The sequence below is a fragment of the Marinobacterium litorale DSM 23545 genome (assembly GCF_000428985.1).
Lineage (GTDB): Bacteria > Pseudomonadota > Gammaproteobacteria > Pseudomonadales > Balneatricaceae > Marinobacterium_D > Marinobacterium_D litorale.
In genome coordinates this window covers 14,393-32,711 of record NZ_AUAZ01000039.1, presented here as the reverse complement: position 1 = coordinate 32,711, position 18,319 = coordinate 14,393, and the positions used below count along the sequence as shown (strand labels likewise).

Sequence of the window (18,319 nt, the reverse complement as noted above, 5' to 3'; positions counted from 1 at the left end):
TGGCACTTCGGGATGAAGGCTCACATCGGGGTTGATGCCCGCACCGGCATCACGCACAGTTTCACGACAACTGCGGCCAATGAGCACGACCTTAATCAGGCTGATCAACTGCTACACGGTGAAGAAGCATTCATTTTTGCTGATGCGGGTTACAGGGGCGCCGAAAAGCGAGATGAGCTGAAAGATGTCAGTGCGGACTGGTACATCGCAGAACAGCCAGGGAAGCTGAAGACACTGAAAAAACACCCTCGGATCAATAAGGTCAGAATCCGCACCGAGTATCTGAAAGCCAGTATCCGTGCGAAAGTTGAGCATCCGTTTCGGATCATCAAGTGCCAGTTCGGTTTTGTAAAAGCCCGCTACCGTGGCCTGAAGAAAAACGACTGCAAGTTGGCCATGCTGTTCGCACTGGCCAACGTTGTGCGGGTGGATCAGATGTTGAGAGCACGGGGTTAATCCGTCTGCACTGCCTGAAAAGGTGGTTGCAGCTGGTTAAAAAGGGCTAAAAGTGTTGAATTTTCGCCTCTGAGGCGGTGACAACGACATTTCAGAGCCTTGGATCGGGCTTATTCGTAGCTACCTTAATATTGCCCTACCTGTTTTTTTTATTTGCTTTCACTTGTATTGGGTGATCATGGTTATATACAAAATATTTACGTTGGAATAAGTAGCGTCAAGCTTATGTCTTGAAATACTTCAAAGCCTGCATAAGGCAGGCTTTTTTCTCCATAGTTGTCATTTTTACCAGCTGCATGTGCACTCTTTTCTGGTTTCGGTGTGCAGACCTGACCAGCAGGGTGTGCATTTTTGACCAGCGCCTACAAGTGTGGGGGCCGGTGAAAGTCACAGGGCCTGCTGGTTTGGCGTGAACGGCTGTGCCGGTTTGCCGTGCAGGTCATGCTGTTAATCGAGGAATGTACCAGTAGTGAGCGCTCGGCGCTTGTCGGCAAGGAGGGAACCTGTCATCCCATGCGGCATGCCAGCGCAACCTACATGCTCAATCACGGTGCCTATATCCGCTATGTCGATGAGCTGTAGGGACACCAGGATATCAAGAGCATGAAGATCTATACCCATGTCACGATCAGCGATCTAAAGGCTGTTTACAGGCGTACTCATCCGGCAGCAACAAGTACAGAAGATGATTGATCACGTACTGTACAGACGGAATGAATAGATCTATATTTGGACCTGTATAAAGATCTATTTACAGATCTATAAAGGTGAGGCACCCAATGAGTGTAGAAAGAATGATGGCGGGCGTTTCTGCCAGCATCACCGACTTTAAAGCCAATCCCAACGCGATTATTCAGCAGTCGGGAGGGGAAGCTGTGGCCGTGCTCAAGAGTAATGCACCCTGTTTTTATGCGGTGCCGCCTGAGCTGTTCGAGATGATGGCTGAGGCCGTCGAGGACTTGGCTCTCCTGACCCAGGCACGTGAACGTCTCAACGATGGCAAGGAACCCGTCGAAGTCAACATCGATGACCTATAAGCTGAAGTTCCACCCGGATGCCCTGGAGGAGTGGGAGCGTCTACCGTCAGCGGTGAAAGAGTACTTTAAAGGTAAACTTAGGGAACGGTTGGAGCACCCCCATGTACCCAGGTCTCGCCTGTCGGGCGGTTATAATTTGTACAAGATCAAACGGAAACAGCCTCCATTCCGTTTAACCTATCATGTCAATGACAAGGAACTGATCGTAACGGCACTCAGCGTAGGGAAGCGAGATGGTGACGTCTATCGTGAGATGTTAGGGCGAATCTAGCACAACCTCCCTGCGAAATTTTCCAGAAAAGTTGATAGACCAACACGCAATATGCGCAAGTAGTTTATAACTACGTCCGATGACCTGCCGCCGACATTTTATCCAGCCACGATGAGATCGAAGGAGGTTGACGTATAGTCAATCCGCGACTATTGTTGACAATGAGTCAACCAGGGATGACTGATGAATGTAATTTCGAAGAAGCCGTTTAACGACGCTGCCAAGAAATACCCGAACGATGAGGCTGCGCTGTTGGATCTGTACAGGTTGCTGCACAAGCTGGATTTCACTACCCCGGATGAGTTGAGGGCGGTTTTTCCAACGCTGGACAACTTCAAGTACAAAGACAAGTGGTGGGTGCTGGATGTGGGTGGCAACAATCTTCGTGTGATTGCATTTATTCAGTTTGTGAATAAACGCATATACATCAAACACATTGTCAATCATGCGGATTACGACAAGCTGACACAGCGATACATGAAGAATCAAGACTAGAGGTGACCATGGGACAGCTAGCGATTATCGATGCGTATCAGGCGTTTATGGAAACCGCACAGCCGCTTATTAACATCGAGACGCAGGAGCAGTACGAAGCGACGCTGGAAACACTGGAGCAGGTACTTGACTCGGCTGGCGATACCCTGGACGACCCGATGAACCCACTTATCGACATGCTCAGTCATGCGATTGAACGGTATGAGTCTCGGGATGAGGAACTGTTAGCGTTTATCGACGAGGCCGAGTCTTTGCCCGCGGATATCGCGTTGCTTCGTACCTTGATGAGCCAGCACCGACTGACCGGAAGTGATCTGCCGGAGATTGGCGATAAAACGATGGTCTCTAAAGTTCTGAACGGGAAACGCACTCTGAGTCGGCAAGCCATCGAGAAACTGTCTAAGCGCTTCAATCTGAAACCTTCCATGTTTTTTGGTGAATAATCGAAGAACATAGCTTCATGCCGATATTATCTGACAGTGGTTAAGTTTTAGCTGGCTAGCTCAGTATCTGCTCAATAACATCGTCTAGGTTCAGGTTTACACCGGTCGTTGGCTCAGGCATCACAATCCCAACGGTCTTTGCCTTACCCGATTTCCTTGCTCCATAACGGAACGAACGTCCAAGCCTGTGTTCACTAGCAGTAAGACCAATGGGAGGCTTGCATGTGGGATAGAGTAAAATCGGCACTCAGTAGCTTATTGGAACCCGAGGGCGGCGCTGCGACGCAGAGCGATGAGTCGGTTATCCAGCTGGCCAGTGTCGCGTTGATGGTGGAAGTGGTTGCGGCGGACTATGAAAACAAGCCGGAGGAGCGCGCGGCGCTGATAGCCGGGATTCAACGCAGTTTCGGTCAGGGTGAGCAGGAGGCGACCGAGCTTCTGGTGCGTGCCGAGCAGGCCCATGCCGGGGCCACCGATTACTTCCGCTTTACCTCCCAGATCAACCAGGTTTGCAGCCAGGCGGAGAAAGTGCAGCTGATCGAGAACCTCTGGCGGGTGGCCTATGCCGATGGTGAGCTGCATCACGTGGAGGAGCATGTGATTCGCCGTATCGCCGATCTGATCCACGTGCCGCATATGGATTTCATTGCTGCCAAGCATCGGGCTGAGGCTGATCAATAGGCTTCTGCACTCTTATTATTGTGTCAGGGATGCTTGCGCTCTGCCTTTAAATCAAGGCTCTCCAGTCTTTCGCTAGGGTGAACACCCTGAGTCACCATGCCAACCAGAATCAGTGTTGGTCCCGATAGATTGTGGCGCTTAGCCTCCTGAGCCATTTGGTCAAGGCGGGTGGGGATACTGCGTTGCTCGGGTTGGGTTCCCCGTTCAACCAGCAGGACGGGCCAGTCGGCAGGTAGCCCATGTAGTTGCAGTTGCTGGCTGATCGTCGGCGCCATCGATAACCCCATGTAGAACACCAATGTTTCATCGCGGCGGGCCAAGTCGGCCCAGTCGATGGGACGATCATCACAGCTGTGGGCGGTAACCATGCGCAGGCGCGGCGCTGTTACCCTTTCGGTCAGCGGAATACCGCAACTGGCGGCGCAACCGGCGGCGGCGGTGATACCGGGCACTAGGTCGAACGCGATACCGGCTACTTTCAGTGCTGCAAGCTCCTCAGTGAGGCGGCCAAAAACCAATGGGTCTCCGCCTTTCAAACGAGCCACATTCAACCCTTGCTGAGCCAACGAAACCAGCAACCGGCAGATCTGCTCCTGGCTGGCGCTGTGGGCACCCTTACGCTTCCCCACGTAGATACGCCGAATATGGGCGGGGATCTCTTCCATCAGCAGGTCGCTGACCAGGGCGTCATACACGATGACATCGGCAGCAAGCAGTAACCGCCAGCCTTTACGGGTGATCAGCTCAGGATCGCCGGGCCCGGCGCCAATCAGGCTGACGTGGCCCTGTGCCGGCTGCGGTTCCCGATGAAAACGGCGTGACAGGCGCGAGATCAGTTGGGTTCCGTTCCAAAGGGGGCGGGCGGAGCGAAAGTAGGTCAATGCAGCCATGAATCAAGTCCTCCAAAAAAACAAAGGCGCCTGACTCCTATACTTTCGTTAAGGAGTCAGGCGCCTTTGCCGGGTGTAACGGATTGTGTGTGGGAGTGCGTCATACTCCCGAGCTATTCAAGCTCAAACTGATTCTAATGAAGCAAGTTTAATGCCTTTATGGCTGCGTGGTGGAACAACCTTTGCTGCAATCGCTTATCGAAGTGCGTTTGTTCCCGGAGAAGTGTGATGACTAGCCCCCGTAACCTGAGTGAGCATTTTCTGCTGGCGGCCCGAAATCATGAGATCTCCAATCTGGAGCAGTTGGCCCACAGCAGTGAGCTGGTGGCTTATGCCGCACAGTTAGTACATGAGCTTCAGCGTGAACGTGGTATCAGCAATGTATTTCTGGCGTCTGCCGGTGCACATTTTGGCAAGGAGCGTCAGGAGCAGGTTGCTGCCAGCGGGCAGGCGGAAACCGATTTTCGGGCCTATCTGGAGCGGGTGAGTGGTGAGCGTCGGCCTTTATGGAGCAGTGCACGACTCTATAACCGCCTGGCTCAGGTGATGCTTCAGCTTGATGAGCTGGAGGCCCTGCGCCGGGCAGTCGCTGAGCAAAAATTGGATGCCACGGACTCCACCGAGGCATACAGCCGTCTGATCGGTAGCTTGCTGGCGGTGATATTCGAGGCTGCGGATATCGCCACGGACCCGGAGATAACGCGCGTGTTGGTGGCGCTGTTCAACTTCATGCAGGCCAAGGAATACACGGGGCTTGAGCGGGCCTGGGGTTCTGTGGGTCTGGCGGCCCGCAAGATCGACAAAGAACTGGTGGGGCGTTTACAGCACCTGCGCGAGTCGCAACAGCGTTGCCTGGAGACCTTTCTTCAGTTCGCAGGCGTCGATCAGTGCGATAACTGGAAGAGGATCGATCAGGATCCGGCCACCGCCGAGCTTGCGCGGCTGCGGGCAATGATCGATGCATTTGTCGGAGAGGCCGCGGTGCCGGACAGTATCAGTGAGATCTGGTTTGCCGTCATCACAACCCGCATTGACCGGATGCACCAGGTCGAGAGCGAGCTGCGCGAGCAGCTGCTGACAAGCTCCCGAGCCCGTGTGGAAGCGGCAAAGCAGGCGATGCGCAGTAATCGGTTCAGGTTGCAGCAGGAGTCTGGAGCCGAACCGGTCTCGCCGCTGTCGATGTTGCTGGATGCACCCACTAAATCGGCTGATGCTCCGGCCTCACCGGAGGTGAACCGCTCGCTTTACCAGCTTCTTCAGGAGCAGTCAGCTCACCTGCAACAGATGAGTGATGAACTGAATGAAGCACGGGAGGCTCTGCGAGAGCGTAAGGTGATCGAGCGTGCCAAGGGCGTACTTATGCAGTACCAGGGGCTCAGTGAAGAGGAGGCTTATCGGCGATTGCGGGAGTCCGCGATGCAGAGTAATTGCCGGGTGGCAGATGTGGCGAAGAAGGTGATTGGAGCCGTCGATTCAGGTGCCAATCAGCACCAATAGGGTGCGGTTTTTAATTTGATGCATATTAAAGGTGCGTTTATACCGCGCTCCGTGGGCTTTCGGCTAAGGCTTTTCAAGGTGATAGCGGTGGCACAAGACCTGCATTGAGCCTCCCAACATAGGATGTCCTTTGTGGCATCCATCCGGACAATGGCGTCCACTTCCTTTCGCGAAAGCGAAAGTGCAAGTGGGCGCCTTTTTTTTGCGAAAAAAAAAGCTCCCTGGGGAGGCAATACCATGAAACAGCGATTGATCGTGGTCGGCAATGGAATGGTCGGTCATCACTTTGTAGAGCAGTGGTTGAAAACCGATGCAGCGGCGAATTATCAGCTGACCGTATTTGGTGAGGAGCATCATCCGGCCTATGACCGTGTCCATCTTTCCAGCTATTTCGAGCAGTCCAGTGCCGATCATCTAAAGCTGGGGGAGCCGGGGTTCTACCAAAATGAGCAGATCGATCTTCACCTGGGTGAAGCAGTGACCGGACTGGATCGCAGCCGTAAAGTCATTGTGACCGAAGCGGGTGAATATCCCTACGATAAGCTGGTATTAGCAACGGGCTCCTACCCGTTTGTACCGCCGATTCCGGGCGGTGATGCCGATCACTGCCTGGTTTACCGCACCCTGGATGACCTGGATGCGATCCGCGCCAGTGCCGAGGGGGTAAAGACCGGCGTGGTGATCGGCGGGGGCCTGCTTGGCCTGGAAGCCGCCAATGCCCTGAAAAGTCTGGGTCTGTCGGTGCATGTGGTGGAGTTTGCACCACGTCTGATGCCGGTGCAGCTGGATGATGAAGCGGGCGCGATGCTCAAGCGCAAGGTTGAGTCCCTGGGGGTTCAGGTTCATACCGGTAAAGCCACCGACCGCATTGAGGCTGGTGAGAACGCCCGGATGCGGATGTGCTTCTCCGATAACGAGTCGCTGGAAACCGACCTGATTGTCTTTTCCGCCGGTATCCGTCCGCAGGATGCGCTGGGTCGGGCGGCGGAGCTGACACTGGGTGAGCGAGGCGGTATCAATGTGGATCAGCACTGCCTGACCAGCGATCCCGATATCTATGCCATCGGCGAATGTGCGGTCTGGAACGGTCGTCACTTCGGTCTGGTGGCGCCGGGCTACACCATGGCGAGGGCGGCGGTGTCTCATCTGACCGGTGATGGTCAGCTCAGCTTCCAGGGCGCTGATATGTCCACCAAGCTCAAGCTGCTAGGCGTGGATGTGGGCTCGATAGGTGACGCCCACGGCCACACTGCGGGAGCGCGCAGCTACCGGTTCACCGATGAGTGTAAAGGGATCTACCGCCGCTTGGTGGTATCGGAAGATGGCAAACATCTATTGGGCGCGATTCTGATCGGCGATAACAGCTACTTCGATCCGCTATTGCAGATGGCCCTGAATGATATGCCTCTGCCGGAGCAGCCGGAATCCCTGATACTGCCCGCTGGCAGCGGCGATGCACCGACTCTGTCCAGCTCCGAACTGCCGGATACCGCCACAATCTGCTCCTGTCATAACGTGACCAAGGGTGATATCTGTGAAGCGATGAATGATGGTGCTACCAGCGTCGGCGATCTGAAAGCCTGCACCAAGGCGGCCACCGGCTGCGGCGGCTGCGCGGCAATGCTGAAAACGGTGCTGGAGAGTGAGCTCGAGAAGCGTGGGGTCCAGGTGGACCGTTCGATTTGCGAGCACTTCAGTTATACCCGTGAGGAGCTGTTCCATCTGATTCGCGTTGAGCAGATTAAAAGTTTTGACCACCTGCTGGAGCGCTACGGTCAAGGCGGCGGCTGTGAGATCTGCAAACCAGCGGTCGCTTCCATTCTCGCCAGTTGCTGGAACGAACATATTCACCAGCCCAATCTGGTCCCGCTTCAGGACACCAACGACACCTTCATGGCCAATATGCAGAAGAACGGCACCTACTCCGTCGTGCCCCGCATACCTGGCGGTGAGATCACACCCAAAATGTTGATGGTGATCGGCCAGGTGGCGCAGCGCTATAAACTGTACACCAAGATTACCGGCGGCCAGCGGATCGACCTGTTTGGCGCCACGCTGGACGAGCTGCCACTGATCTGGGAGGAACTGATCGCAGCAGGATTCGAGACTGGCCATGCTTACGGTAAGTCGCTGCGCACCGTGAAGTCCTGTGTGGGGAGTACCTGGTGTCGCTACGGTGTGCAGGACAGTGTCGGCATGGCGATCGACATCGAGAATCGCTATAAGGGGCTGCGCTCACCCCACAAGATCAAAATGGCGGTGTCGGGATGCACCCGCGAGTGTGCCGAGGCACAGAGTAAGGATATCGGTGTGATCGCCACTGAAAACGGCTGGAATCTCTATGTCTGTGGTAATGGCGGCATGAAACCGCGCCATGCGGACCTGTTCGCCACGGACCTGGATGACGAGACGCTGGTTCGCTATATCGACCGCATCCTGATGTTTTACATCTACACGGCCGACCGCCTGCAGCGGACATCGGTCTGGCTGGAGAACCTGGACGGTGGGCTCGACTACCTGCGTCAGGTGGTCATTGACGACACACTGGGCCTGGCCGCCGAGCTCGAAGCCCGTATGCAGCACGTGGTCGATAGCTACCAGTGCGAGTGGAAGACAGCGGTCGAGAACCCGGAGAAGCGCAAACGCTTCCGCAGTTTTGTGAATACCGATGAACCGGGTCGCGCACGGATTGTTCAGATCAGCGAGCGTGACCAGCTAATCCCAGCCCGAGAACTGGTCGAGGAGGGTGCATGATGAGCACGAATGATAACTGGCAGGATCTGTGTGCGTTGAACGATCTGGTACCCGGGTCCGGTGTAGCCGCCAAACTGGGTGATGAGGCGGTGGCGTTGTTTTGGCCAAAAGCGGACCAGCCGCAGGTCTATGCACTGGCTCACCGTGATCCGTTCTCCCGGGCCGAAGTGCTGGCCTGGGGGCTGTTATGCGAACAGCAGGGGGAGTGGTCAGTGGCCTCCCCGCTGTATAAACAGCACTTTCGTTTGCGTGACGGGGTCTGCCTGGAGCAACCGGAGCTGGCGCTGCGAACCTGGCCGGTCAGGGTGAAGGGGGATCGCGTGGAAGTTGCCATGTAAATAGATTCAGGACGGTATCCAGGGGGTGTCCGAACACAAATCGGCCACCCCCTTTTATGTACAGGATGTACGGTATGCCGCGGGTGCATGGATGCACAGGAGCGGCGATGTCAGGATGTACGGTATGCCGCGGGTGCATGGATGCACAGGAGCGGCGATGTCAGGATGTACGGTATGCCGCGGGTGCATGGATGCACAGGAGCGGCGATGTCAGGATGTACGGTATGCCGCGGGTGTTCACCCCCCGTCCTGAATCAGGGCCTTAAGCTCAGGCAGGCAGGACCCGCAGTTTGTCCCGCACTTCAGTTGTTCGCCCAGTGCTTCGGTGTTCGTAGCGCCATCGGCGATAGCAGAACGGATCTCGGGTTCGCGGACCTGGAAACAGCTGCAGATCACGGCACCGCAGGCTTGTCCCTCAGCCGCTCTGGCCGCCAGCAGTTGGCGGCGTGTATCGAGATCGATGGGATGTGCAAACTGCTCATCCAGCCAGTCCAGATCCGGCAATTCATGGTGCGGCTCCACTAACAGGATCCACTCCAGTCGATCACCCTCAAGACCAACGGCGCGGAAGCGGCCCCGGTGTGAGTCTTCAATCCACAGAGTCGGGATACCGGTCAGGTTGGCGCACCATTCACGCCAGTTATCCACAGGCTGGCTGTCCGCCAATCGGTAGCTGATGCAATGATTCAGCGGCACCCGGGTCCACCAGTGATCATTGAGTTTTGCCTCCGAGCGCACCATCAAACGGGCCTCCCAGCGGGTTTTAACCGGTTTCAGGCTGGCGCGACCCTGCTTTGACTCGGGCTGACCCGATACCGGGTCGGCCACCGATGCATAGAGGGCCCCGCTGATCGCCTGCTGGCTGAACTGGGCGGTCCAATGCATAGGGATAAAGACTTCGCCCGGTCGCTGCTGGTCGGTAATGCGGACACGCCCGATATAACGTCCCAGGTCGTTGGAGAGCTCCGCCAGCTGCGATGCTTGCAAGTCGTATCGCTCGGCATCCCGAGGATGCACTTCGATAAAAGGCTCGGCGCAATGCTGTAGCAGACGCGGGGCGCGGCCGGTGCGGGTCATGGTATGCCACTGATCCCGGATGCGGCCTGAATTCACCAGCAGCGGGAACTCCGCGGTTGGTGTCTGCACAGGCGCACGCGGCGTGATCGCCAGAAACTGGGCGCGACCGCTGGGCGTAAAAAAGCGGTTGTCAGCAAACAGCCGCGGTGTTCCCTCTGGCGCAGCGACTGTCACCGGCCACTGAATGGGCGCAAGATCGTCATATTCGGCTGCCGTAAGGGTGCCCAGACCGCTGATATCGAAGCCGCGGCTGCCGCTGTTTTCATAACCCGAGAGTTGCGCGTGTTCTCGGAAAATATCGGCAGGGCCCGTGTAGCTGAAGGCGTCTGCATAGCCCAGCCGCTTGGCCAGCTCGCAGATAATCCACCAGTCATGTCTCGCTTCTCCCGGTGGCGCCACCAGGCCGCGCTGGCGCGATATGCGCCGCTCGGAGTTGGTGACGGTGCCGTTCTTTTCGCTCCAGCCGCTGGCCGGTAGCACCAGATCGGCATACGCAAGCGTGTCGGTGTGGGTCATACACTCGGAGACAACGACAAACTCACACATCTCCAGTGCTCGACGCACGCGGTTGGCATCAGGCAGGCTGACCAGTGGATTCGTGGCCATGATCCAGAGCGCCTTGATCTCACCGCATTCTATCGCTTCGATCAGCGCCAGCGCCTTGTGACCCTCCTTCTGCGCCATATTGGGTGCTCGCCAGAACCGTCCTACCCGCTCTATGAATTCGGGTTGGCTGTAATCCATATGGGCGGCCAGTTGATTGGCCAGTCCGCCGACCTCTCGACCGCCCATGGCATTGGGTTGGCCGGTGAGTGAGAAGGGGCCCATACCGGGCTGGCCGATCCGGCCGCTGGCCAGATGGCAATTAATAATTGCATTCACCTTATCTGTGCCACTGCTGGACTGGTTAATGCCCTGGGAGAAGACAGTGAGCGCTTGCTCATGCTGGCAGAACCACTCTACGAGAGTCTCCAGGTCGCTCAGGGGAATATCGGCGCGCTGCGCCACATTAGCGAGATTGCCTGCGGTTTCGCGTGCCGCTGCCAGAGCGCTGTCGAACCCCTCGGTGTGGGCTTCGATAAACCGCCGGTTCAGTTGCCCGCTATCGGCCAGGGCGGCCAGCAGCGCATTGAAGATCAGTGCATCGGTGCCGGGCTTAAGCGGCAGATGCAGGTCGGCGATATCTGCGGTTGCGGTACGACGGGGGTCCAGCAGCACCACTTTCAGTTGTGGATTATTCTTTTTCGCGGCGGCCATGCGCTGAAACAGGATCGGATGGTTCCAGGCTGTGTTGGAACCCACCAGTACGATCAGTTCTGCGTGATCAATATCTTCGTAGGAGCAGGGCTGAAGGTCGCCGCCAAAGGCGCGCTTGTAGCCCGCCACCGTGGATGACATACACAGGCGTGAATTGGTATCCACGTGGGGCGAGCCGATAAAGCCTTTCATCAGCTTGTTGGCCACATAGTAGTCTTCGGTCAGAAGCTGGCCCGACAGATACATGGCGATCGCCTGCGGACCGTCACGGTCGATGATCGCTTGAAAACCTGTCGCCAGACTATCCAGTGCACGAGTCCAGTCACAGCGCTGTCCATGAAGCTGAGGATAAAGGAGTCGGTCAGCGGGCAGAGTAGTTTCCGCCAGTGCGCTGCCTTTTACACAGAGCCGTCCGAAATTGGCCGGATGCTCAGGGTCACCGGAGACCGCAATCACACGCTCTGCGTCTATTTGAGCCGTTACGCCGCAGCCGACGCCGCAGTATGGACAGGTGGTTGTTTGATTCATGTGCACTCCACAAACAAAAAACGCCCGCATCGAGACAGCGTGCTAACACGGTGTCGAAGCGGGCGTCTTTGCCAAAATCAGATTGAGATGTCTAAAGAGACAACTGGATAAGACAGAGCAAGCAAAACAGGTGCCAGTGTAAGAGGGGCGTTAACAGGGGGACTTAACGCATGGAGGACATAAAGTGCGCACAAAAATGTAACAGAGTGCTGTGTTTTGGTGCGATCTTTCATACCGGTTGTGGCTGAAGATCGGTGGGGGATAGCCGTAGCTCACTGTTTTTTCGGTAAATTATTGAAGTGGTACGGACTGTGCTTTGCTAAGTACAAATGCTTCGCCAACGCTGAGTGAAGCCTGATTGATACAGACATCGTAAATGAACTACGGCAAGGGCGCCGTTCTGCTTTGGACACTGTTCCAATGCGGAGCGGCGCCTTTTTTGTTTTCCGATTGGGAGAGAACCATGAGTAAACGACCGGGAACCCTGAAGCGACTTCTGCTGGCTGCTTCCATTGCCTTGACGGCGACAACGGCACATGCGGAGGTCGGCTACCCTGAAAAAGAGGAGCTGAAATTCGGCTTTATCAAGCTTACCGATATGGCACCTTTGGCGGTGGCATACGAGAAGCACTACTTCGAAGACGAAGGCCTCTACGTGACCCTGGAAGCCCAGGCAAACTGGAAGGTGCTGCTTGACCGGGTGATCGATGGCCAGCTGGACGGTGCTCATATGCTGGCCGGTCAGCCGTTGGGTGCGACCATCGGATTTGGCACCAAAGCGGACATTATCACCGCGTTCAGTATGGATCTGAACGGCAACGGAATTACCGTTTCCAACGATATCTGGGAACAGATGAAGCCCAATATCCCGGTCGGTGATGATGGTAAGCCTGTTCACCCGATTAAGGCTGACTACCTCAAGCCGGTTGTGGATAAGTACCGCTCCGAGGGTAAGCCTTTCAATATGGGTATGGTGTTCCCGGTGTCCACCCATAACTATGAGCTGCGCTACTGGTTGGCAGCCGGTGGTATTCACCCGGGTTTTTATGCACCGCACAAGGGCGATACCAGCGGACAGCTTCAGGCTGATGCGCTGTTGTCGGTGACACCGCCACCACAGATGCCGGCCACCATGGAAGCGGGCACCATTTACGGTTACTGCGTCGGTGAACCCTGGAACCAGCAGGCGGTGTTCAAGGGTATCGGGGTCCCGGTGATTACCGACTACGAGATCTGGAAGAACAACCCGGAGAAGGTGTTCGGCGTTTCTCAGTCATGGGCCGAGGAGTACCCGAATACCCATATTCGTGTAGTTAAGGCGCTGATTCGTGCCGCCAAATGGCTCGACGAAAACAACAACGCCAACCGTCCGGAAGCGGTCAAGATCCTGTCACGTCCGGCCTATGTGGGCGCAGACGAAGAGGTTATTGCCAACTCCATGACCGGCACCTTCGAGTATGAAAAAGGTGATGTGCGTGAAGTGCCTGACTTCAATGTGTTCTTCCGGCACAACGCCACCTACCCGTACTACTCCGATGCGATCTGGTACCTGACCCAGATGCGCCGCTGGGGCCAGATTGCCGAGCACAAGCCGGACAGCTGGTATATGGATATTGCCAAGAAGGTGTATCGTCCGGACATCTACGCCACGGCAGCTAAAGAGCTGATCGCCGAGGGGCATATGGCGGCGTCGGATTTCCCGGATTTCGGCAGCGAAGATGGCTTCAAAGCGCCCCAGACCCAGTTTATCGACAACGTTACCTACGACGGCCGCAAGCCCAACGAATATCTTGAGAAGTTCGACATCGGTCTTAAAGCTGACGATCAGATCTGATCGGACGGTCTTTCATCGACCAACGGTCAACCTGCGAGATACGGGGCAGACATGCCCCTCACTTGCCAGGTGGGAGGAAAAAGATGAGTAGCATTCGTATGACCCTGGCCGGCGTATCCAGCATCGCCGGTGTCAAATCCAACGACACGCTGAGTAGCTGGCTCAAACGTACCACCCGTGCTTTGGGGCTACCGCTGCTGGGTATTCTGGTTTTCCTGTTTATCTGGCAGGTGGGTGCCAAGCAGATTGATACCTCACTGGGCCAGTTCCCGGGTCCTGAACAGGTTTATCAGCAGGCCGGCGCGCTTGTCACAGAACATATTAACGAACGCGAGCGTGAGGCCGGATTCTATGAGCGACAGGAGAAGCGCAACGCCGAGCGCGTGGCCAAAGACCCGGATTATGTCCCCAAAATCCGCGACTACACCGGTAAACCAACCTTCTTCGACCAGATCGGCACAAGCCTGGTGACTGTGTTGGCCGGTTTCGCCATTGCCGCTGCAATCGCTATTCCGCTGGGTATCTGCATCGGGCTCAACAGTGCGCTGTACGCGGCGCTGAACCCGGTGATCCAGCTGTTCAAACCGGTCTCGCCTCTGGCCTGGCTACCGTTGGTGACCATGGTGGTCAGTGCGGTCTATGTAACTGATGACCCGCTGTTCGCCAAGTCATTCCTGACTTCGCTGTTCACTGTGTCCCTGTGCTGCCTCTGGCCGACACTGATCAATACGGCGGTGGGCGTTTCGGCAGTCAGCCCGGATCTACAGAACGTCAGCAAAGTGCTGCGGCTGAACTGGCTGACCCATGTTGTAAAAATCGTGCTGCCCTCGTCGGTGCCGATGATCTTTACCGGCTTGCGGCTATCTCTGGGTATCGCCTGGATGGTGCTGATTGCCGCCGAGATGCTGGCGCAGAACCCGGGCCTTGGCAAGTTCGTCTGGGATGAGTTCCAGAACGGCAGCTCCGACTCACTGGGCCGCATTATGGTGGCTGTGCTCGTGATCGGTCTGATCGGCTTCCTGCTTGATCGCATCATGCTGTTCCTGCAGCGCACCGTGTCCTGGGACAAGAACGCAATTACCCGTTAAGGAGGGCTTATCATGGCCAAGCATCTAGACATCAGTGATGTATCCATCGAATTTCCGACGCCCAAGGGTCCGTTCAAGGCGCTGGATGGCGTTAACCTGAAGATCGAAAAGGGTGAGTTTGTCTCCCTGATCGGTCACTCCGGTTGTGGTAAGTCCACGGTGCTGAACATCGTTGCAGGCCTTCATCAGGCCACGACCGGCGGCGTCGTACTGGATGGACGTGAAGTCAACGAGCCGGGTCCGGAGCGTGCCGTTGTGTTCCAGAACCATTCGTTGCTGCCCTGGCTGACGGCCTACGAGAATGTGGAGCTGGCGGTAAAGCAAGTGTTCAAGGGCACGAAGAGCAAGGCGGAGATGAAAGCCTGGATTGAGCACAATCTGGAGCTTGTTCACATGACCCATGCCATGCATAAGCGCCCGGACGAGATTTCCGGCGGCATGAAACAGCGGGTTGGTATTGCCCGTGCGCTGGCAATGGAACCCAAGGTCCTGTTGATGGACGAGCCGTTCGGGGCACTCGACGCGCTGACCCGAGCCCACCTCCAGGACTCACTGATGGAGATTCAGAAAGACCTGAACAATACCGTGATCATGATCACCCACGATGTGGATGAAGCGGTTCTGCTGTCGGATCGTATCGTCATGATGACCAATGGGCCCGCCGCTACTGTCGGCGAGGTGTTGAACGTGGAGCTGGCGCGCCCGCGCGATCGTATCGCCCTGGCTGATGATTCTCAGTACAACCACTACCGGCATCAGGTATTGAGCTTCCTCTATGAGAAGCAGCGCAAGGTGGAAGATATGGAGCAGCGACGCAGTATCCGACGCTCGGAGGCTGGCGAGAGCAGCGAAAAAAAGCAGCGGGCCATCGGGTAAACCGATGAGTACGACTTACGATCTTGTCATCATCGGCAACGGGATGGCGGGCAACCGGCTGTTGCAGGAGTTGGTGAAGGCTTCGCCGAGGCCGGAATCGATACTGGTGATCGGCGAAGAGCCGCGGGTGGCCTACAACCGGGTGCTTCTGTCACCGCTATTGGCGGGGGAGATGACACCGCAGCAGGTGGAGCTGCAGGGCAGGGAGTGGTACAGCGAGCACGGGATCGATCTGATCTGCGCAGACCCCGTTGTCAGCGTGGATACAGACCGGCATCGGATCAAGACAGATAGCGGTCGCGAGCTGGGTTATCACAAGCTGGTGTTCGCCACCGGATCTCGCTCGACCATGCCTGATCTCCCGGGTATCGACCTGCAGGGTGTGATGGGTTTTCGTACCTGGGCGGATGTGGAACGAATGACCGAGGTGGCGGAGCAGGGCGGGAATGCGGTGGTGATCGGCGGTGGCCTGCTTGGACTGGAAGCCGCTGAAGGGCTCCGCAAGCGAGGAATGAACGTCAAGGTTCTTCAGCGCAGCCGCTATTTACTCAATCGGCAATTGGATGTTACCGCCTCCGCGCTGTTGAGAGAGACGCTGGAGGCGCGTGGCCTGGAGGTAATGACCGACTCCCGCCTGGAAGCCATCGAGGGTGCACAGGGTCATGTGACCGGAGTCAGGTTGCAGGATGGCCGATATCTTTCGGCCAGGCTGCTGGTCATTGCGGCGGGTGTGACACCGGAGGTGGAGCTGGCTCGCCGGGCGGGGCTTGCCTGTGATCGTGCCATAGAGGTGAACAGTGAGATGCGGACCGGTGAAGAGGACGTTTATGCACTGGGTGAATGCTGTCAGTTCGAAGGTTCCACCTATGGTCTCGTTGCACCGATCTGGCATCAGGCGAGGGTGCTGGCGCAGCAACTGACCGGCACTTCGGCGCACTATTCGGAGCAGCCCGTTGCGACTCAGTTAAAGGTGAGTGGTATCGAACTGTTTTCCTGCGGCGAGATCGATCCGGAGTCGGCTGATGCCATCGCCTATCATGATCCCGGGCAGGGCGATTATCGCAAGATTTGGCTGCGTAATGGGCGGGTTGCCGGAGCGGTTTTATATGGTGATGTTCGCCTTGGACAGGACTATTTCAAACATCTTTGCGAGCAGACGGTGATCACCGATAGCCTGCGCGATGAGTTGCTGTTCAATGCCTGAAACGGCCTCTCTGACGGGGCTTTTGTTTAAGAGCGTCCCCTGCCCCTGACTCTGCCAATCGGTTAGGATAGAGGCCGATTCGGGTGCAGGGAGCTCTACTATGAATGAAACGATCTTCATGCTGGCGATCGACTTTATCGCCATCATCGGCCTTCTATTGCTGTTGCTGATCTTGGGTGGGTTGATTACCGCCTTTGTCATGTACCAGGTGGACAAGCGTCAGACCGCTCATACCATCCGGCGTAACTATCCGCTGCTGGGGCGGTTTCGCTATATCTTTGAGAGCCTGGGTGAGTTTTTTCGTCAGTATTTCTTTGCCATGGACCGGGAAGAGATGCCGTTTAACCGCGCCCAACGATCCTGGGTGTATCGCGCGGCCAAGAATATTGATAACACCGTGGCTTTTGGCTCCACCCGTGATCTGCGCCGGCCGGGTACCTATTACTTTCTTAACTGTCCGTTCCCAACCCTCAGTGAAGATGCGGCCCAGACCCAGACTATGCGGATTGGACCCTACTGCCGTGAGCCCTACGATGCGCCCTCACTTCTTAATATTTCCGGGATGAGTTTCGGGGCGCTGTCGCGCCCTGCGGTCCGTGCTCTGTCTCAGGGTGCGAAAAAGGCCGGTTGCTGGATGAATACGGGCGAGGGTGGCTTGTCGCCATACCACCTGGAAGGCGGCTGCGACATCGTATTTCAGATCGGTACCGCCAAGTATGGAGTCCGCGATGAGCATGGGCGGCTGAGCGATGAGAAACTGGTGCAGGTGTCTGCATTGCCCCAGGTAAAGATGTTCGAGATTAAGCTCAGTCAGGGCGCCAAGCCGGGCAAGGGCGGTATCTTGCCGGGCGACAAGGTGAATCGGGAGATTGCTGAAATTCGCGGCATTCCCGAAGGCAAGGCGTCGATCAGCCCGAACCGCCACCCGGAGATTGGCTCTACCTCGGATCTGCTGGATTTTATCGAGCATGTTCGGGTGGTTACGGGTAAGCCGGTAGGCGTCAAACTGGTGCTCGGCTCCACCAGCTGGATTGATGGATTCTGCGAGGCGATCAATCAACGGGGGTCAGAATCGGCACCGGATTTCATTACGCTGGACAGTGCTGACGGCGGTACAGGTGCAGCGCCTTTGCCGCTGATCGACAGCGTGGGTCTTCCGCTCAAGGAGAGCCTGCCGATTCTGGTTAACAAGCTGACCCAGCATGGCTTGCGTAACCGTGTGCGGGTAATTGCCTCAGGCAAACTGATCAACCCCACCGATGTGGCGGCGGCCATCTGTATGGGGGCGGACTTTGTGGTGACGGCGCGGGGGTTCATGTTCGCGCTGGGCTGCATCCAGGCGTTGCAGTGCAATAAGAACACCTGTCCCACCGGTGTAACCACGCACGACCCCCACCTGCAGCAGGGGTTGGTACCGGAGGTAAAGGCCGACCGTGTCGCTCACTTCCACCACAATCTGGTCCATGAGGTGGAGATGATCGCACATGCCTGCGGTGTATCAGAACCGCGCCAGCTGACCCGGGAGCATGCGGCCATCGTCGTTGATGGCGGCAGCTCCGTACCGCTCAACATTCTGTATCCCGATGACTGAGC

The 18,319-nt window shown here is 56.6% G+C and carries 17 protein-coding genes; 15 read left to right on the top strand and 2 right to left on the bottom strand.

The window, feature by feature from the left end; translation table 11 throughout:
• The 7 genes from G403_RS0118795 to G403_RS0118760 all read left to right on the top strand — a co-directional run.
• Positions 1-456 (top strand): IS5 family transposase (locus tag G403_RS0118795; protein WP_027855356.1); only part of this gene is annotated, 456 nt, incomplete at its 5' end.
• A 441-nt stretch (positions 457-897) separates the two neighbouring features.
• Positions 898-1,038, top strand: coding sequence for a hypothetical protein (locus G403_RS25375; RefSeq protein ID WP_156899739.1), 141 nt, complete (start codon positions 898-900; stop codon positions 1,036-1,038).
• 197 nt (positions 1,039-1,235) lie between these two features.
• Positions 1,236-1,493: a type II toxin-antitoxin system Phd/YefM family antitoxin gene (locus tag G403_RS0118780; protein WP_036234593.1), complete on the top strand. Its 258-nt coding sequence runs from the start codon at positions 1,236-1,238 to the stop codon at positions 1,491-1,493.
• A complete protein-coding gene (locus tag G403_RS0118775) occupies positions 1,483-1,764 on the top strand; it encodes a type II toxin-antitoxin system RelE family toxin (protein WP_027855354.1) in 282 nt (93 codons plus the stop codon). Before G403_RS0118780 ends, G403_RS0118775 begins: the two co-directional genes overlap by 11 nt.
• 183 nt (positions 1,765-1,947) lie before the next feature.
• On the top strand, positions 1,948-2,259 hold the full coding sequence (locus G403_RS0118770; RefSeq protein ID WP_027855353.1) for a type II toxin-antitoxin system HigB family toxin: 312 nt from the start codon (positions 1,948-1,950) through the stop codon (positions 2,257-2,259).
• An 8-nt stretch (positions 2,260-2,267) separates the two neighbouring features.
• The gene (locus tag G403_RS0118765; RefSeq protein ID WP_027855352.1) at positions 2,268-2,702 is read left to right on the top strand and encodes a helix-turn-helix domain-containing protein; all 435 of its coding nucleotides are present in this window, start codon (positions 2,268-2,270) and stop codon (positions 2,700-2,702) included.
• 222 nt (positions 2,703-2,924) lie between these two features.
• Positions 2,925-3,383: a tellurite resistance TerB family protein gene (locus tag G403_RS0118760; RefSeq protein WP_027855351.1), complete on the top strand. Its 459-nt coding sequence runs from the start codon at positions 2,925-2,927 to the stop codon at positions 3,381-3,383.
• A 23-nt stretch (positions 3,384-3,406) separates the two neighbouring features.
• Here G403_RS0118760 and cobA read toward each other — a convergent pair whose 3' ends face one another.
• A complete protein-coding gene (cobA, locus tag G403_RS23940; protein ID WP_084404114.1) occupies positions 3,407-4,273 on the bottom strand; it encodes a uroporphyrinogen-III C-methyltransferase in 867 nt (288 codons plus the stop codon).
• A 228-nt stretch (positions 4,274-4,501) separates the two neighbouring features.
• Between cobA and G403_RS0118750 the strand changes: the two genes are divergently transcribed.
• From G403_RS0118750 to nirD, 3 genes are all read left to right on the top strand, one after another.
• A complete protein-coding gene (locus G403_RS0118750; protein WP_036234589.1) occupies positions 4,502-5,770 on the top strand; it encodes a nitrate regulatory protein in 1,269 nt (422 codons plus the stop codon).
• A 237-nt stretch (positions 5,771-6,007) separates the two neighbouring features.
• Entirely contained in the window at positions 6,008-8,524 is a 2,517-nt protein-coding gene (nirB, locus tag G403_RS0118745; protein WP_027855349.1) for a nitrite reductase large subunit NirB, read from the top strand.
• A complete protein-coding gene (gene nirD / locus G403_RS0118740; RefSeq protein WP_342665446.1) occupies positions 8,521-8,862 on the top strand; it encodes a nitrite reductase small subunit NirD in 342 nt (113 codons plus the stop codon). Before nirB ends, nirD begins: the two co-directional genes overlap by 4 nt.
• Before the next feature lie 237 nt (positions 8,863-9,099).
• Here the strand turns inward: nirD and G403_RS0118735 are convergent, their stop codons facing one another.
• Positions 9,100-11,724: a nitrate reductase gene (locus G403_RS0118735; protein ID WP_027855347.1), complete on the bottom strand. Its 2,625-nt coding sequence runs from the start codon at positions 11,722-11,724 to the stop codon at positions 9,100-9,102.
• Between the two features lie 463 nt (positions 11,725-12,187).
• On the opposite strand from G403_RS0118735, the gene G403_RS0118730 reads away from it, so the two are divergent.
• The 5 genes from G403_RS0118730 to G403_RS0118710 all read left to right on the top strand — a co-directional run bounded on the left by G403_RS0118730 (position 12,188) and on the right by G403_RS0118710 (position 18,317).
• Positions 12,188-13,558 carry a CmpA/NrtA family ABC transporter substrate-binding protein gene (locus G403_RS0118730; protein WP_036234587.1) on the top strand — a complete coding sequence of 457 codons (1,371 nt, stop codon included), beginning with the start codon at positions 12,188-12,190 and terminating at the stop codon, positions 13,556-13,558.
• A gap of 83 nt (positions 13,559-13,641) precedes the next feature.
• Positions 13,642-14,646, top strand: coding sequence for an ABC transporter permease (locus G403_RS0118725; RefSeq protein WP_027855345.1), 1,005 nt, complete (start codon positions 13,642-13,644; stop codon positions 14,644-14,646).
• A 12-nt stretch (positions 14,647-14,658) separates the two neighbouring features.
• On the top strand, positions 14,659-15,522 hold the full coding sequence (locus G403_RS0118720; RefSeq protein WP_027855344.1) for an ABC transporter ATP-binding protein: 864 nt from the start codon (positions 14,659-14,661) through the stop codon (positions 15,520-15,522).
• 4 nt (positions 15,523-15,526) lie between these two features.
• Positions 15,527-16,726 carry an NAD(P)/FAD-dependent oxidoreductase gene (locus tag G403_RS23935; protein ID WP_051299278.1) on the top strand — a complete coding sequence of 400 codons (1,200 nt, stop codon included), beginning with the start codon at positions 15,527-15,529 and terminating at the stop codon, positions 16,724-16,726.
• Positions 16,727-16,826: 100 nt separating this feature from the next.
• Positions 16,827-18,317 carry an FMN-binding glutamate synthase family protein gene (locus G403_RS0118710; RefSeq protein WP_027855343.1) on the top strand — a complete coding sequence of 497 codons (1,491 nt, stop codon included), beginning with the start codon at positions 16,827-16,829 and terminating at the stop codon, positions 18,315-18,317.
• Positions 18,318-18,319 lie beyond the last annotated feature (2 nt).

What these genes read in the sequence shown, in the direction of transcription:
- G403_RS25375 (WP_156899739.1), top strand. Translation starts at nt 898, where the DNA reads ATGCTGTTAATCGAGGAATGTACCAGTAGTGAGCGCTCGGCGCTTGTC.
- G403_RS0118780 (WP_036234593.1), top strand. Translation starts at nt 1,236, where the DNA reads ATGAGTGTAGAAAGAATGATGGCGGGCGTTTCTGCCAGCATCACCGAC.
- G403_RS0118775 (WP_027855354.1), top strand. Translation starts at nt 1,483, where the DNA reads ATGACCTATAAGCTGAAGTTCCACCCGGATGCCCTGGAGGAGTGGGAG.
- G403_RS0118770 (WP_027855353.1), top strand. Translation starts at nt 1,948, where the DNA reads ATGAATGTAATTTCGAAGAAGCCGTTTAACGACGCTGCCAAGAAATAC.
- G403_RS0118765 (WP_027855352.1), top strand. Translation starts at nt 2,268, where the DNA reads ATGGGACAGCTAGCGATTATCGATGCGTATCAGGCGTTTATGGAAACC.
- G403_RS0118760 (WP_027855351.1), top strand. Translation starts at nt 2,925, where the DNA reads ATGTGGGATAGAGTAAAATCGGCACTCAGTAGCTTATTGGAACCCGAG.
- cobA (WP_084404114.1), bottom strand. Translation starts at nt 4,273, where the DNA reads ATGGCTGCATTGACCTACTTTCGCTCCGCCCGCCCCCTTTGGAACGGA.
- G403_RS0118750 (WP_036234589.1), top strand. Translation starts at nt 4,502, where the DNA reads ATGACTAGCCCCCGTAACCTGAGTGAGCATTTTCTGCTGGCGGCCCGA.
- nirB (WP_027855349.1), top strand. Translation starts at nt 6,008, where the DNA reads ATGAAACAGCGATTGATCGTGGTCGGCAATGGAATGGTCGGTCATCAC.
- nirD (WP_342665446.1), top strand. Translation starts at nt 8,521, where the DNA reads ATGATGAGCACGAATGATAACTGGCAGGATCTGTGTGCGTTGAACGAT.
- G403_RS0118735 (WP_027855347.1), bottom strand. Translation starts at nt 11,724, where the DNA reads ATGAATCAAACAACCACCTGTCCATACTGCGGCGTCGGCTGCGGCGTA.
- G403_RS0118730 (WP_036234587.1), top strand. Translation starts at nt 12,188, where the DNA reads ATGAGTAAACGACCGGGAACCCTGAAGCGACTTCTGCTGGCTGCTTCC.
- G403_RS0118725 (WP_027855345.1), top strand. Translation starts at nt 13,642, where the DNA reads ATGAGTAGCATTCGTATGACCCTGGCCGGCGTATCCAGCATCGCCGGT.
- G403_RS0118720 (WP_027855344.1), top strand. Translation starts at nt 14,659, where the DNA reads ATGGCCAAGCATCTAGACATCAGTGATGTATCCATCGAATTTCCGACG.
- G403_RS23935 (WP_051299278.1), top strand. Translation starts at nt 15,527, where the DNA reads ATGAGTACGACTTACGATCTTGTCATCATCGGCAACGGGATGGCGGGC.
- G403_RS0118710 (WP_027855343.1), top strand. Translation starts at nt 16,827, where the DNA reads ATGAATGAAACGATCTTCATGCTGGCGATCGACTTTATCGCCATCATC.